Annotated in this window: 13 protein-coding genes and 1 pseudogene; 10 read left to right on the top strand and 4 right to left on the bottom strand. The window is 44.7% G+C overall.

The annotated features are described in order from the left end of the window. Positions 1–24: 24 nt before the first annotated feature. Both NSU14_RS23600 and NSU14_RS23595 read right to left on the bottom strand, forming a co-directional pair. Positions 25–897, bottom strand: coding sequence for a carbohydrate ABC transporter permease (locus NSU14_RS23600; protein ID WP_076242460.1), 873 nt, complete (start codon positions 895–897; stop codon positions 25–27). A gap of 16 nt (positions 898–913) precedes the next feature. Then, positions 914–1,849 carry an ABC transporter permease gene (locus NSU14_RS23595; RefSeq protein WP_042134593.1) on the bottom strand — a complete coding sequence of 312 codons (936 nt, stop codon included), beginning with the start codon at positions 1,847–1,849 and terminating at the stop codon, positions 914–916. A gap of 223 nt (positions 1,850–2,072) precedes the next feature. Here NSU14_RS23595 and NSU14_RS23590 point away from each other — a divergent pair, with 223 nt between their 5' ends. Beyond that, a complete protein-coding gene (locus NSU14_RS23590) occupies positions 2,073–4,397 on the top strand; it encodes a helix-turn-helix domain-containing protein (protein ID WP_076242461.1) in 2,325 nt (774 codons plus the stop codon). A 558-nt stretch (positions 4,398–4,955) separates the two neighbouring features. Here the strand turns inward: NSU14_RS23590 and NSU14_RS23585 are convergent. Then, on the bottom strand, positions 4,956–7,637 hold the full coding sequence (locus tag NSU14_RS23585) for an amidase family protein (protein WP_340947467.1): 2,682 nt from the start codon (positions 7,635–7,637) through the stop codon (positions 4,956–4,958). A gap of 699 nt (positions 7,638–8,336) precedes the next feature. Between NSU14_RS23585 and NSU14_RS23580 the strand changes: the two are divergent. Continuing rightward, a pseudogene (locus tag NSU14_RS23580) lies at positions 8,337–8,603 on the top strand (RNA polymerase subunit sigma-70); the annotation flags it as partial. A gap of 135 nt (positions 8,604–8,738) precedes the next feature. Here the strand turns inward: NSU14_RS23580 and NSU14_RS23575 are convergent. Further along, positions 8,739–9,287, bottom strand: coding sequence for a TetR/AcrR family transcriptional regulator (locus NSU14_RS23575; protein WP_340947466.1), 549 nt, complete (start codon positions 9,285–9,287; stop codon positions 8,739–8,741). A gap of 187 nt (positions 9,288–9,474) precedes the next feature. On the opposite strand from NSU14_RS23575, the gene NSU14_RS23570 reads away from it, so the two are divergent. From NSU14_RS23570 to NSU14_RS23535, 8 genes are all read left to right on the top strand, one after another. After that, on the top strand, positions 9,475–10,476 hold the full coding sequence (locus NSU14_RS23570) for an NADP-dependent oxidoreductase (RefSeq protein ID WP_340947465.1): 1,002 nt from the start codon (positions 9,475–9,477) through the stop codon (positions 10,474–10,476). A gap of 13 nt (positions 10,477–10,489) precedes the next feature. Next, entirely contained in the window at positions 10,490–11,500 is a 1,011-nt protein-coding gene (locus NSU14_RS23565; protein WP_076242464.1) for an NADP-dependent oxidoreductase, read from the top strand. Next, positions 11,497–12,273 carry an SDR family oxidoreductase gene (locus tag NSU14_RS23560; protein WP_340947464.1) on the top strand — a complete coding sequence of 259 codons (777 nt, stop codon included), beginning with the start codon at positions 11,497–11,499 and terminating at the stop codon, positions 12,271–12,273. The genes NSU14_RS23565 and NSU14_RS23560 overlap by 4 nt, the downstream gene beginning before the upstream one ends. Before the next feature lie 107 nt (positions 12,274–12,380). Next, positions 12,381–12,959 (top strand): TetR/AcrR family transcriptional regulator, encoded by a 579-nt coding sequence (locus NSU14_RS23555; RefSeq protein ID WP_042134614.1) that lies wholly within the window; start codon positions 12,381–12,383, stop codon positions 12,957–12,959. A 150-nt stretch (positions 12,960–13,109) separates the two neighbouring features. Further along, entirely contained in the window at positions 13,110–13,808 is a 699-nt protein-coding gene (locus NSU14_RS23550) for an SDR family oxidoreductase (RefSeq protein WP_042134616.1), read from the top strand. A 42-nt stretch (positions 13,809–13,850) separates the two neighbouring features. Next, positions 13,851–14,930: an alkene reductase gene (locus tag NSU14_RS23545; RefSeq protein ID WP_042134618.1), complete on the top strand. Its 1,080-nt coding sequence runs from the start codon at positions 13,851–13,853 to the stop codon at positions 14,928–14,930. Between the two features lie 68 nt (positions 14,931–14,998). Beyond that, positions 14,999–15,307 (top strand): TetR/AcrR family transcriptional regulator, encoded by a 309-nt coding sequence (locus NSU14_RS23540; protein WP_340947463.1) that lies wholly within the window; start codon positions 14,999–15,001, stop codon positions 15,305–15,307. A 192-nt stretch (positions 15,308–15,499) separates the two neighbouring features. Then, positions 15,500–16,243, top strand: coding sequence for an FCD domain-containing protein (locus tag NSU14_RS23535; protein ID WP_340947462.1), 744 nt, complete (start codon positions 15,500–15,502; stop codon positions 16,241–16,243). The last annotated feature ends 6 nt before the right edge of the window (positions 16,244–16,249 follow it).

Raw genomic sequence — 16,249 nt, 5'->3', positions numbered from 1 at the left:
TATGTTAACCCCTAAGGGATGACATCAGCCTTTAACTGAACCTATAACCAGACCTTTCACGAAGTACTTTTGCAGATACGGGTAGAGGAAGATGATCGGTCCGATCGTCACGATGGCTGTCGCCATCTTGACCGACTCCGAAGGAAGCGTAACGTCGCTTGTTCCGGCCAGCATGGCCATCTCGTTCAGCATACTGATCTCCGATTGCATCTGCAGAAGCATAAATTGCAGCGGATACAAATCTTTGGTGTCAATCAGCATGATCGCATTCCACCAGTTGTTCCAATAATCCAGTCCATAGAAGAGGGCAATCGTCGCGAGTACCGGCTTACATAACGGAAGGTAAATCCTAAAAGCAATCACAATATCACTCGCTCCGTCTATGGTGGCTGATTCCCGCAGCGAGTCGGGAATTCCGTTCATGAAGTTACGTACAAGGAAGAGGTTGAACGGGCTGAACAGGAGCGATGGAATAATCAGAGCCAAGATATTATTGGTTAATCCGAGTGACCGGTTCATCAGATACCAGGGCACAATCCCGGCTGTGAAAATCATGGTGATAAAGAAGTAAAGAGCCAGCAGATTGCGGTTCTTCACATTTTTGTTCGCTAGAGTATAGCCTGCCATAGAAGTAATCAGAATAGCCAGCGTGGTACCGACGATCGTGACAAAGATAGAAATTCCGTAGCTCTGAATGACTTGGGAGCCGCCCGTGAAGATCAGCTTATAGGCATAGAGAGAGAATTTCTCCGGAAAGAGGCTGTAGCCGTTCTTAAGAATAGCATCCTCATCCGTGATGGAGATCATCAGCACGAGCAGCATCGGAAGCAGGCAAAGCGCCGAATACACCGCAGTCAGCGTGTACATGACCGTCTTGCTGATTGACAATTTTTTCATAGTTACTCCTCCGGATTTAGTATAATGCGCCATCTTTGAAGAACCTGCGGGTAATGGCATTTGTCCCAAAGACAAGGATGAATCCGATGACCGACTGGAAAAGTCCAACAGCCATGGCTTCGGAGGGGTCGCCAATCTGCCGCAGGGACCGGAATACATACGTATCAATGATATCCGTGGTCGAATATAGGGTGCCGTTGTCACCAATGAGCGCATAGATCATCCCGAAATCGCCGTACATAATTTTGCCGACAGAGAGCATCGTCAGGATAATAACCGTGGGCATCATCAGCGGAAGCGTAATCCGAAAACACATCTGCAGGCGGTTAGCCCCGTCAATCTCGGCTGCTTCATACAACGTCTCGTCGATACCGGTAATGGTCGCCAAGTAGATAATGGCACTCATTCCGGCCCCCTTCCACACATGCATGACGGTAAGAATCGCCGGCCAGGACTGTGCCTCGGTATACCAGTTCACTGAGGACATGCCGAGCTGGTTCAGCGTTTTGTTCACAATTCCCATATCCATTGAGAAGAGCGCATACAGCACATAGCTAATGACGATCCATGAGATGAAATTCGGGAATAACATCAGGGATTGACTGATCTTCACAAACAGCTTCTTGCGCAGTTCGTTTAGAACCAGTGAAATGGCCAGTGCCATCAGCGTACCAAAAATAATAAAGAGTAAATTGAGGTAAATGGTGTTAAAGGTGACCGTAAGCGCTTTGTTGGACCGGAAGAAAAACTCAAAGTTTTTGAATCCCACCCATTCGCTATGAAATATTCCCTTGGTATAATTGAAACGCTGGAAAGCAATGACCATATAAGGATACGTCATATAGCCGAAAATAAACGTGTAGGCCATTGCCGGCAAAACCAACAAATAGGATGTACCATTCCTGCGGATGTCAGAAAGAATGCCTAATCCCGGACGCCGTTTTTTTCTCAATTCCTGTTCCCCCCATTTGTTATAAATGACGATTGCCTTGATTCCAGATTAGCCATCGCATCACAAAGTGTCTATTTCAAAACCAGGATAACGCTTTCAAATTCAAATTCAAGGCTTTCAAAAAAACGGAATGGCTTTCATTTTGGCCTGATTCAGTACCTTTTCGGCCCAAAATGTACTATAGTTTAGAAATGATAACGAGCAGTGTTGGGAGGAATTCAGCATGCGGACAACCATCAACCGGCTTGTTCGATACAAGGCATTTCAAAAGCTCACCATCTCATATTTCCTTCTCGTTCTTCTGACCGTAAGCCTGCTATCCGGTGTACTTTTCTCCCTGTTCTCCAGAAGTGCCATAAAGGAGATAGAACGTAATTCCCGGGCGATGTTATCCCAGGTTACCTACGCCTCCGATGTAGTCTATAATCAGGTCATCACTATAGGAAATACACTGCTTATTCAACCGGAAATCCTGTCATTTCTGAATGAGACGGTGGAGGACAAGGTAAGCAATTATCATATTTTTCAGCAGATCGAACAAATTACAAATGTGAACCCATATATACACAGTATCGGAATACATCGGCCTTCTACAGGAACTACCATTGATACAGCCGGGCTTCCGTTTGATTCTTCTCTTACCACCCTTAGCGCGAAGCAGTATATGGAGTTCAATCCGCGCAGTCTGAAAGCCCCGGGCCGCAACAACGGGAAGTCATTACAGTTCCTGACCTTCTTGCTGTACCCGAATTTCTCACCCCGGACCACAGGCAATCCGCTGATCTATATCAATGTGGAGGAGCAGTCGATTTTGACGACCATCCGCAAGATTAGCAACGCGGACGCCGCTAATAATGTTTTTGTAATCAATAATGAAGGTAAGGTGCTGTCTCATACCGATTCCAACCTGTTTCTGGAGGATTTATCCGAAGAGGAGTATGTGCGGAAGATATTAATCGAGAACCATAAGGAGAGCAGCTTCACCACAACGATTTCAGACCAAAGGAATCTGGTCACTTATGTGAAGTCAGAGGAACTGGACTGGTATTTTGTAAGCGTTTCACCGTATTCCGAGCTCATCTCTAACATTGACCAGCTCCGGGGGATTACGCTGCTGGTTACAGCCGGAATTGTACTCGCAGGTCTATTGCTCTCTGTCCTTTTGACCTCCAACATGAATAGACCCTTATCGGCACTGCTCGAAAAAGTCATGCCTAACCCGGCCAATCCGGCATCCGGTTTGGCGCCTATTGATGAATACAAGCTGATGACCGAGGTGTTCCAGTCCTATCATGAACGTGAGAAGTCGATGCAGTTTGTAATTACCCACTCGTCCCGGACCGTCCGGGAGCATTACCTGCATGCCTTGCTGCGGGGTCATTCACTGGAGCACTCGGTTTCGAACGAAATTATTAAGGATATCGGCGAGGAGGTAGCAGGGCCTTATTTTGGCGTTCTGGTATTCAAAATCAATGAGCTTGAACCACTAGGGGAGGGGATAGAGGGGAAACAGCAGTCCTTGCTGCGGTTCGCACTTGGGAATATCGCAAAAGAGATGCTGGAGCATATCGGCCCATGTGATGTTCTCATTATGGGAGGAAGTGAAGCTGTTGCCATCCTTCAATACACGGACAATCAGCTCCCGGAAGAACTGGGGCCTGCCTTGCGCAATATTCAAAGCTTCCTGAATCGCTACTTCAAGGTGACGGTATCTATAGGGATAGGAGATATATCCTGTGGAAAGGGGAATATTCCGTCCTCGTACACTTCTGCACAGCAGTATGTGAAATACCGGCTCATCTATGGGAAGGAAGCGATTCTGGATGCTATAGCGACACGCCGCCATGTGTTGACAGCCTTGAGTTACCCCAGCGCCTACGAGAAGAAGCTGATTGATGCTGTACAGGACGGCAAGCCGGAACCAATGGTTAGCGCAATCGAAGAATTTATAGATAAAATATCCAGCGGTTCCGTTCATCAGGTCATCACCTTTAGCACTCAACTCATGTTGTCTTTGCTTAAACATTTTGATTATTTACAGCATGTGCCGGATTCTAATTTCAATGATTACCTGCAAGCAATAACCGATATTGAACGGGCTGAAGATCTGACGGAGATCCGTAACCTATTCAACCGCTATTGCAGTACCATCTGCACATTAATTGAAGACAAGAATCACTGGCTGAATGCTCAAAAGCATAATATTCTCATCGAAAAAGCACAGAATTACATTCATGAACATTATGCCGAGCCTAACATCTCCCTCGATCTGGTGTCGAGCATCGCCGGACTGTCACCCAGCTATCTGGGGAAATTGTTCAAAGGAGCGACCCGGCAATCCTTCAGTGAGTACTTGAACAACACCCGGCTGGAAAAAGCAAAGGATCTGCTTGCTTCTACCTCTGAGACAGCGGCCAGGATCAGTGAATCGGTAGGGATATACAACATCACTTACTTCTCCACCTTGTTCAAGAAAAAGTACGGGCTGACACCTTCGGCGTTCCGGGAACAGGAGGCGATGAAGAGCACTATGAGTGATGAGGAGTGATATAAAAAACATCTGCTCTTCAGCAGATGTTTCTTCACTTGTTTACGGCTGCTCCGCATATCTCCACCAGGCAAATGTTCCGGCTATTCCGATTATCCCTGTATACGCAAGTATCAATATACTGCTGAGCTGTAAGGAACCGGTGCTTTGAAATACCGACGGGATGGTCCAAGGGAAATACGGTATAATCGCCAAACCTTTTGTGCACTCCGTCAATTAGTTCCCTTAGCGGTTAAAATCCGGAGACCAAGGCGACCGCTGCCGCTTTTCCGCGGGTCGTTCCGTCCTCTCCGCTGTTTAAGCGGGAAAAGGTTCTTCAAATCTTTCTAAAATCACAAAAAGAAACTGTCCTTTGGTAAAATGGAGGTACCACCCAATCACTTCAAAAGGAGCGTTTTCTTTGAGCAATGGGACCAAAAACAGAAAGCAGCGATTCTCCAATAACGGGAGAATCGCTGCTTTTTTAACGTTTGAAGCTTTTGAGAAATTTGAGAATCTGACTTGTCAGTAGAATATCTGCTTTTGGGACAGCCTCTTGTCTTTTATTCCTTGAGCTTCTTAATTCGCAGTCTCCAGTAATCTGGAGACCATTGTTGCAAACTCTGCTCTGGTAATATCTTTTCCAGGCTTAAAGGTACTATCCTCGTAGCCAGTAATAATATTATTGGATGCGAGTGCATCAATGGAATCATAATACCATGCATTTCTATTAACATCTTTGAAGGATGTGTTTCCAGTACCTGTAAGCTTAAAGGCTCTAGTGATCAGTGCCGCTAATTCACTGCGGCTTATCTTGCCGTTCGGACGGAAGGTTCCATCGCTATATCCATTCATCAGGCCTGCTCCGGCTGCTGCGCCGATATACGTATTAGCCCAATGTGTTGGAGATACATCTGTAAAGCTGCTAGCCTGTCCTTCCAGCCCCATGTACGTTGCAATGACCTTGATGGATTCGGCACGGGTCAACCCTGAATCCGGACGGAAGGTTCCATCAGAATAACCCGTAAGTAATCCCTTGGCTATAAGCACATCAATGCTTGCTTTTGCCCAGTGATTAATGGTATCTGCGAAACTGACAACTTCCGGCGTAGGTGTTGGTGCTGCTGGTTCTGCAGGTGCTGGTGTTGCTGTAGGAGCCGGTGTTGGTGTGGGCGTTGCTGTTACCGGGGGAGTTACGGTACCTCCTCCAGGACTTGGATTGCTTGGTTCATTATCTACTGGATCAGGATTAGTAGGGTTAGAGACGTATTGAAGTGCTGGAGCATAGGCTGTAAGCAGTCTGGCTTGACTTTGTTGCTCAAGAGCATAGCCCATACCTAGAACTTTGGCATCGTCCCATGCTCTGCCAACAAGCTGCATGGAGATGGAATATCCGCTGTCGTTCGTTCCTACAGGAACAACTACCGTAGGGAGGCCGACATTAGACGTTAATACGCCCGTGTTGCGGTCAGAGCTTAATTGAGAGGCTGCTGCGTCATTGTTATATACGTCACTGATAAAACCTGCGTAAACCACAGCATCCACGCCATTCTCGTCCATCCAGCCTTTAATAACTTCCTTATAGTCCGTTCTATATTTGATGTAATCTTGTACAGCTTGTTCAGTCATGCGGGTAGGCTCTGTATATCCTCTTTGATTATAGATAAGCACCTTATCTGAAGCCAGTACACTTGCTCCATCAATGTAAGGGAAGTTCTTATGAAGCTCAATATAGCGCGCCCAACCTTCAGTAGATCCATTAATGCCTGAAGGACGGCTAGGCGCTGACGGTATTTTTGACATTTCAACCATTGTCGCACCCGCTGCCTTAAGCTCGGAGAACTTATTCATTACGGCTTGTCCGGTATCATCATCGGCATAACTAGAGACAAAGGAAGCAGGGATATATCCGATTTTCTTTCCTTTCAATGCATTAGTATCCAGAGATTCCTTCCAGTCAGCCGGACGCTTATGGTCTGCATCGGCAGTCACTGTGAAGATATCCTGTGGATCTGTACCCGTTGTAGCATTCAACATGATGGCCAGGTCAGTTACTGTCTTAGCAATGGGACCTGCATAATCCTGTCCCCAAGTGAGCGGCAATACACCTGTAGTACTTGCCATGCCGTCTGTACCACGGAAGCTTTTTAAGCTGGCGCCTGTAGTTGGTGCATAGAGAGATACCCCTGTCTGTGATCCCATGGCTGCTGCTGCAAAATCAGCTGCAACAGATACTGCCGAGCCGCCGCTTGAGCCAAAGGAGGTTTTCGATGGATACAGGGCATTCCATGTCTGCTGCCAGCCGCTCTCGCTAAAGCTTCCGCTGTTGGCGAACTCGGAAGTATTTACTTTACCAATAATGACAGCTCCGGCTTCCCGCAGCTTATTCACCTGGAATGCATCTGAATCAGGCCGCCAGCCTTCAAGCGCTTTGCTGCCGCCGGTAGTAGGCATATCCTTGGTATCATAGATATCTTTTATCGCAATGGGAATACCGAGCAAATCCCCCTTTGCACCTTGTGCGCGGGCGTTGTCAGCAGCTTGTGCCTGGGTAAGCGCAGTTTCAGAGACATGCAGGAAGGCATGGAAGCCAAGCTGGCCTTCATCGTATACCTTGATTCTATCCAAATAAGCCTGAGTAATTTGCACGGAAGTAGTTTTACCGCTAATCATATCCTGCTGCATTTGTGCAATGGATTTATTCGTAACATCATAGGGGGAAGAAGTGATGAATGCTTTAGCAGCAGGAGCCTCAGGAATCACCAGGGGATCTCCAGTATCCAGTCCCTCTATAGCAGAGATATCCCAGTTACTGATTGAACGGATTTGTGCGTTGGTTAATCCGGATATATCCAGCTTGCTATTAAGCCCGTTTAGCATCGTCACCAGATTCTTCAGGCCTTCTTCACCGGCTTCGCCCACTTGTACATAATGCACCAGGGATTTCGACTGACCCGGCTCAATATTTAATGTATTAATGAACCCGTAGAAATTCGCATCATTTCCGGACTTAGCTAATGGTGTTGTGAATGGATTCTGCTGCTGATTGCCTAGGCTAGTTAATCCATTCTCAAATGGATGTGGAGACCCGACTGCAACGCCCAGCGGCTTATTGTCTTTGGCACTGCTGTCTACAACAATCCATGAATCATCCGTAGTCACCTCCAGATCATTGGAGTAGGTTGCCTTGACTACTGAAGCATTTGCTGCTGTACCATACCCCAGAGAGCCGCCGAAAGAGACATCAACCTTTACGTTCATATCATTTTTATTAGTAAAAGTATCAAAGAATCTCGTACGATTATTTATAGTATCGACATACACATCACGTGTAACCGTTACATTTCCCAGATTTACAGATTGAGTCGAAGTGAATCTATTCACACCATCGTATTTCAAGTCAAACCCGCGCATCATTTGACCATTCATCAGTGAAGCTGTAGGCGACGACACTTTAACGAAGATATTACCGAAGCCTTGTACTTGTGTAGTACCAACGGTACGTAAACTTCCTGTGTCTAAGCTAGGCGCAAAGACATCATGAATCTCCCATACTGTGCCGCTTGCTGAAGTAACCCGAGTTAAAGCATCAGCGGTCTGAAACGGAATGACACTCGAAGCGATAACAGATAATGCAATGGACGTAGCTATAAATTGCTTTTTACTCCAATTATTTTTTGCTGGTGAATATTCGGAGCGGGGGGAACCAGAATGATTTCTTTTAGTTTTACTTAGACGTTTCAGCTTATTCATTTCAGTAATCTCCTCTTCCTGTATGTATATTTATTAATTAATGTTAGGAAATATAACATCATTATTTCTATCAGTCAATAACTATTAAAAATTTAATATATTTTTAGAGTTCTGATATAGATTAAATACTATATTTATTAAAATCTATAATATATATGGTAACTATCAGATATATTAACTAACATAATATGATACGTATGGTTCTGAATACCGATGTACCTCCGTTCGCTGAAAGAGACCCGAAAGGACGTGTCACTGCACGATTCGATTGGGACCGATAAAGAGGGCAACGAGATTACGCTGATTGATACTCTCGGCTCAGAGGCAGACGATGTGATAAAGGAAGGGGATCTGAAGATTGAGAATAGCAAGATATATCGTAATCTCGATATTCTCGATGAACGGGAGAAGGAGGTTGTGGCCGGGCGGATTGGTTTGGATACCGGAGGGGGAGAGCGGACGCAGCGGGAGATTACAGCCTGAAAGCGATTTGTCTGCAGAAGGTTTTTTAGGTGAACCAGATGAAAGCGGATTTGTAGTTATTATAGCTGTGAAAAATTAAAGCCAGGGATTCACGGTGAAAAGGGTCTTTGAATCCAACTAGAGGATTCAAAGACCCTTTTTGATTAAATTCCAAATGCGTTCGAACCTGTCTTGGTAGTCTGGAAGATTCCAGGATTCTTTGAAGGACGGGAGGCTAAACACCGCAAATGCGGAGAGAATTGCCTCTGCCCGTTCGAAGCGGGGATCGTGATAGTCCATGAAGCCGTCAATAATTTGATAGGAATCCCATAGAACATCGCGTAACACCAGGGGATTGCTATCCACATATTGTGTATTCAAGGCGAACATTTTGGGATTTTCGTTATAGGCGCGTTTTTTGGCGTTAGCAAATGCCCAGAGCCAATCATGGAGCAGGTCCTGTGCATTCATCAAATTTGTATTATCTAGTTTTATTTGTTCTGAAATCATCCGGTTGAACCAGTTTTTAGACACGGCTGCCCAGAGCTCTTGCTTATTCTTAAAGTGTTTATAAAGCGCGGCATGGGTGATACTTAATTCATCCGCAATTTGTGAAAGGGTCACTTCGGATTTTTCCGTGCGTTCAATTAATGCCTCCGCTGTTTCAATAATGAGCTCTTGTGTGATTTTAGCCACCGCGCTTCCAACCCTTCTTTCTTCGATAAATTCCTTATCAATCGTTTATACACCTGTCTCTATTTTATCATATAAAATGTTAGGTAACAATTGTTGACTTTTGTAACCTTTGATATTATGCTTGATGCATAAGTTACAAAAACAATAAAATGTTACTTATTACTCAGCACATAGGAGGCTATTAATTATGAAAGCGGCGCAGATTACCAAGTATTCAAAAAAGTTCACGGTAGAAGTCAATGATATTCCAGTCCCGGAAATAAGTGAAAACGAGGTTTTGGTCAAGGTGAAAGCAGCGGCGGTTAATCATTTGGAATTGCTCATCGGGACCGGAAGCGTCAAGCTGATTCAGGATTATGAGTTTCCATTAGTACTCGGTAATGAGCTGACGGGTGTTATTGAAAAGGTCGGTAAAAACGTCCGGGGATTTGAAGTTGGTGAGGCCATTTATTCACGCCTGCCACTACAAAAAATCGGTGCCTTTGCGGAATACGCGGCGATTCATGCGGATGCCATCGGGCACTTGCCCGCTAATCTGGATTTTGTGACCGGTGCTGCTGCTCCATTAACAGGATTGACTGCTTATCAAGGTTTGCATGAAGAATTGGCTGCCAAAGCTGGAGAAAGCGTGTTTATTCCCGGGGGTTCTGGTTCATTTGGCCAAATGGCCATTCCTATCGCCAAAAGCATGGGGCTGAAGGTCATCGTTAGTGGAAATCCGCAAGCACGTGAACGGACAATGGCGGCTGGAGCAGACCAATATATGGATTACACGATGGAGAACTATTGGGAACAACTTCGTGATGTTGATTATGTGATGGATACCTTGGGACCAAGCGAATTTGATCATGAACTTTCGGTTATCAAAGCAGGCGGTCGCCTTCTTTCCCTGCGGACCGGCCCTAACAAACGTTTCGCCGAGCATATGGGCTTGCCAGGCTGGAAACAAAAGCTCTTCACCATTGCCGGGGCCAAGTATGATCACAAAGCGAAGAAAAAGAAGATTCAATATCATTTCATTTTTGTTCGCAGCGATGGCGATCAATTAAAGAAAATTACGAAGATTATTGAAGATAACGGGATTGTTCCAGCGGTGGACCCCACAGAATTCCACATTGATGATATCAATGAAGCACTAAAGCTTGTTGCTACAGGTCATCCTAAAGGAAAAGTCATTATCCGATTTTAAGGGGTGTTACCTTATGAAGGCTGCACAAATTTCGCGGTATTCCAAGATACTGGAAGCACAAATTAACACAGTCGCTGTTCCATCCATCACACCAACACAGGTTTTAATCAAGACTAAGGCAGCAGGTGTTGATCCACACCTTGTCTTGGCGATTACAGGCAAAGTTAAGTTGTTTGATCATTACGACTTTCCATTGACTCTGGGCAACGAGCTAGCCGGAGTAGTGATCGAAGTCGGAGCCGGTGTTATGGATTTTAAGGTAGGGGATCACGTGTACACCATGCCATCGTTAGATAAGATGGGGGCGTTTGCCGAATATGTCGCAGTAGATGCGGCGATTGTGGCTAAGATGCCAGCTAATCTTTCTTTTAAAGAAGCAGCGGCCGTGCCATTGTCTGCTTTGACGATCGTTCAGGCGCTAGCTATTTTAGATACTCGTCAAGGTGGTAAATTATTTATCCCCGGCGGTACGGGAGGCTTTGGTCAGATGGCCGTTCCTTACGCGAAGTCACAAGGGCTGTTTGTGACCGTTAGTGGTAGTGGATCAGCACGTGCCTTGGCGGAGCGACTCGGGGCAGATGAGTTTATCGACTATGCAACGCAGGACTATACTGACATACTGACAGGCTATGATTATGTTATTGATACGCGGGGCGCCGGCGAATTTAGTAAACAAATTAAGATACTGAAGCCTGGCGGCAAATTACTGTCGTTAAATGCTGGTCCCAATGCCCGATTCGCGAATCAAAGCACAGACTTGGCAACGGCGAAGAAGATTCTCTTCAGTTTACTGGGAGCACCTTTTGATGGAATTGCCAAATGGCAAAAGAAAAGGTATGACTTCTTATACGTGCAGTCGAATGGTCAGCAATTAGCAGCTTTCACACAGTATCTTGAAAAAACAAACATTAAGCCGGTGATTGATTCCGAGTACCCCTTTGAACAAGTGAATGCCGCGATTGCTAAGATTGCGACAGGGCATAGCCAAGGGAAAGTCATATTGAAAGTAGATGATGCAGAATGAAATTAAAAAATAGAACGATATTGGTGACAGGTGGGACCTCCGGGATTGGTTTTGCTTTTGCTAAAAGTTTTCTCGGCATGGGAAATACTGTGATTATCACGGGGCGTTCACAACAACGCATCGACCAGATAGTAAAGAACAATCCCGGACTTATCGGGATGACGACAGATGTTAGTGATCCCAAAAGCGTTGAGCAGCTTGCTAAAGAACTGACGATTCACTATCCGAAACTGGATATTATTTTCAATAACGCTGGTATTATACACGAATTTGACTTGTTTGATGAAACTATTACCTACGAGCACATAACCGCAGAAATCGCCACAAACTTGAATGGGACAATCTATATCACCAAGGCTCTGTTGCCACTGTTAGCCAAACAACAGGAGGCAATGGTTGTTAACGTTAGTTCACTACTTGCTAATATTACAGTTGCCAACGCACCGACTTATTCTGCAACGAAGGCTGGCATCCACATGTTCAGTGATGCATTACGTGAGCAAATCCGGGCCAAAGGAAAAAACATTCATGTGATGGAACTTTGTCCACCTGTTATTTCTGAAACTAATCTCACGGACACTTTTGACGAAGGTTTCATGAATAAGGTGATCTCTTTGCCATTAGCGAAGCTTGTTAAAGTCGGTATTAAAGGGATGGAAAAAAACAAAATACGCGTAAATGCAGGTTTTACTAAGGTTATGCGCTTTTCCATGAAGTTCGCTCCGGATTTCATTACGCATACTTGGGGTCAAATGCTTCTTAAATCAAATTAAACGAGAATAGTGTGAATTAGTAGGGATTCTTAATGGTTTTTACCATTCATAAAATTCTTTACCGATCGTTCTCAATATGTTATATTGATTAACAGGGAGGGAATAGAATGGCAAGAAGCAAAGAATTCGAAGAGAACGTGGTATTAGAAAAGGCGATGAAGCTTTTTTGGGAACAGGGTTACGAGAAGACATCTATGACGGATCTGGTCAAGCAGATGGGAATCCATCGGAGAAGTTTATATGACACTTTTGGCGACAAGCATACGCTGTTTCTAAAAGCAATGGACCGATTTCGCGATAAAGTAAGTGCTGAGCTTGTAGGAGAAGTTAAACGCTCTAAGACTGCAACTGAGGCACTTCAGCTTATTTTTAGTTTCGTGATATGTGGTGAAGAAGATTCACCTTCAGGTTGTTTGATGGTGAATTCAGCGGTGGAATTGGCAATGCGTGATGCTGAGGTGGATGTAAAGACCACAGAATTGTTTACATTATCAGAACAGCTGTTCAAAGATATTATTCTGTGGGGACAGCAGGATGGAGAGTTTCGCTCAGATTATAATGCCAACGATCTAGCGGAACATCTGCATGCAGTTTATGTAGGGTTAAGGGTAATGACAAGGACCTCCATACGTAAAGAAAAATTACACCGTCTAGCCAATTTATCGATTAAACTTTTATCTAAGTAATTATTTATACTTAAGCTAATTTGAAGATTCAGCCTAGAAAGATATTAGTATAATTGCCTGTGTTTATTCTAGTATGATCGTTCTAGAATGAGAACGCCGTTCTATCCCTTGAATGAAGAATTGTAATCAAAACAAAAAGGAGCTAATACAATGAACATTTCTGAACAAGTAGCATTTGTCACTGGAGCAAACCGGGGTCTGGGCCGTCAGCTTACTCTTGAACTTCTATCCAGAGGGGCTAAAGTATACGCTGGTGCAAGAAATCCGGAGACCATTGATATTCCTGGAGTTACACCTGTAAAGCTTGATGTTACAAAACCGGATGAGGTTGCAGCAGCAGCAATCCTTGCTAAAGATGTTACGCTTTTAATCAACAATGCAGGATCATCTACAGGCGCTTCTTTGCTGGAAGGAGATGTGGGGAAAATACAATTGGAATTTGATACGCATTTCTTCGGTACGCTGTCCATGGTTCGTGCTTTTGCACCAATCATTGAAAAAAACGGGGGAGGATCGATTTTGAATATTCTATCCGTACTATCTTGGTTTAGTATGGGAGCTTCCGGTGCGTATACAGCTGCGAAGGCTGCAGCATGGGCATTGACGAACGATTTACGTTTAAACTTGTATCCTCGTAATATTAGAGTAGCTGGATTACATGTAGGCTTTATGGAGACAGATATGACAACCGGTATAGATGCTCCCAAATCCAACCCTTCAGATATCGCAAAAATAGCTATTGATGGCATCGAATCTGGCAGCTTTGAAATTCTTGCTGATGATAACAGCCGAATGATACAAGGTGGACTTGCAGGTGGTGTTGCTGCAATATACCCACATCTTACTTAATCATAATTTCTTGTTAAACAAATTTAAAGAGGAGTGTTAATAATGGAAAAACTGTGGACTAAAACAAAAGTTGGCAATCTGGAATTACCGCATCGCTTGGCGATGGCACCAATGACACGCAGCAGAGCAGAGGAAGATGGTACACCGGGAGAATTAAGCTCCCTGTATTATGCTCAAAGAGTATCGATGGGACTTCTTATTACAGAAGGTGCACAACCATCCGATGATGGTCAAGGTTACTTAAGAACACCTGGGATCTATACGGAGAAGCATATTGAAGGGTGGAAGAAAGTTACGGATGCAGTGCATGAAGCAGGCGGGTATATTTATATTCAATTAATGCATGTCGGTCGTGTGTCGCACCCTGACAATACGCCTCATCACCGGCAGCCCGTTGCACCCTCTGCAATTGCACCAGGAGTAGAAACGTTTACGGCTACAGGCATGCAGGATATCCCCGTACCACGTGAGTTGAGTAAAGAAGAGATTCAAATAACCATTGCAGATTATCGTAAAGCTGCGGCCGCTGCTATTGAAGCAGGCGCTGACGGCGTTGAAATTCATGGAGCAAATGGTTATCTAATCAACCAATTTATCGGTGAAAATTCCAATAAACGTACGGATGAATATGGTGGATCAATAGAAAATCGAGCTCGCTTCGCGATTGAAGTAGCCAAAGCCATCGTTGACGAGATCGGGGCAGAGAGAACCGGCTTCCGCATTTCGCCAGGGACCCCTCTTGGCGGGATTCAAGATGGCGAACAAGGTCCTGATCTTTACCGTTACTTAACGCAAGAATTAGCGAAACTGAATTTAGCGTATCTTCATGTGATGCACCTCGGCAATGAAGAATTGCTTCAGGATATACGTTCCTTGTGGAAGAATCCGTTGTTAGTCAATCGGGCTGGACGGGGACTGGAGAATATTGGTGTTGATATCGAGAGTGGTCTTGCTGATCTGGCACCTATTGGGGTATGGTCATTGGCTAATCCGGATTTTGTGGAACGACTTAAAGCAGGCGCTCCATTAAATGAAGCAGATCCTGCAACATTTTATGGTAGTGGAAGCAAGGGTTATACGGACTATCCTACGTTGAAAGAATTGGAATTGCAGAAGGGCTAATATTTTATGGAAGAAAAATGGCGTACAACTTAAATTTGTGCGCCATTAATTACTTTTAAAGGGTGAATATGAAGCAAGGTTATGAGAAAACCTCCATGCAGGATCTAGTAGATTTTATGGGAATCCACAGAAGAAGTATCTATGATACTTTTGGCGATAAGCACGCTTTGTATATGAAGGCACTTAAGCGGTATGAGTCTACTCAAAACAAGAAATTGAGATTATTAGTTGAAAGGCAAGAAGCCTCACTGGAGCCGGAGGCCATTTCTCATTATCTGATGAATGCCTGGTTAGGACTGCGGACGATGGTGAAAACAGCAACAGAGCAAAGGAAATTAACAAGTGTTATTCATACCATACTGAACACTTTGGATTGAATAGTTCTCAGTGAGGTCCAAAAAAGAGTTCAAAAAGCGACTTGTCTGCGGATGAGTTGCTTTTATTATATTAAAATTTATTCATACTAAAATGGTGTGAATAGTTGATAATTTGCTTTCTTGCAGTTATAATCCTATTAATCATCAATGAGTAACAACGAAAATACAAGTATCACTGAAAGGATGAATAGAGTGGCATTGGAATCGCAGCTTCTACAGCTTGAGTATGAATTCTTAAAGGCTCTGGGGAATGCCGAAGCTCCACTTGGTGCCAGTACCCTGGTACATACGCTAGGAAAAAAATATAATCTCAGCCAAGCTACCATCGGACGCAAGCTGATGGAATTCGATATCGAGGGCTACACGGCCCTTGAAGGGCGAAAAGGGCGTATTCTGACGGACAAGGGAAACGGTCGCGTTGCCTATCTGGAAAAGCTGCTGCAGCAGAAAAATGTGAATTCTCAGCTCCTGCAGCTATTGAATAATTCGGGAGAATCCGCGCTGCTGGATGTGCTTGTGGCCAGAAGGGCGCTGGAGCGGGAAATTGCTTCACTGGCTGCACAGCGGGCGACAAAAGAAGAAATAAAGCTGCTTGAAGCTTCTATTGCCACCCAGCACGAACTGTTGTCTCAGAATATCATTCCGTATGAAGAAGACCGTGAATTTCATACTTTACTTGCGCTTGCAGCACGCAATGAGGTACTGCTCCATGCGGCTCAGCTGGTGTGGCAGACGGGGAGGGATTTCCTGGAAACTGCATATATCCGCCGCAAGGTGGGCAGCGAGCTTGTCGTGGATCACCGTAAAATTCTGGATGCCGTTGCTGCAGGTTCTGCTGAACAGGCGGAGGCAGCTATGGTGATGCATATTAATCAAATGATTGAGGATGTCAAACGTTATTACGCTATACAAAATCAGGAACAGCATAGCTTGTAAATGCCC

Source organism: Paenibacillus sp. FSL R10-2771 (genome assembly GCF_038000205.1).
GTDB lineage: Bacteria > Bacillota > Bacilli > Paenibacillales > Paenibacillaceae > Paenibacillus_AQ > Paenibacillus_AQ phytohabitans.
Note: the sequence above shows the minus strand (reverse complement) of the source record. Positions and strands in the feature narration are given on the sequence as shown.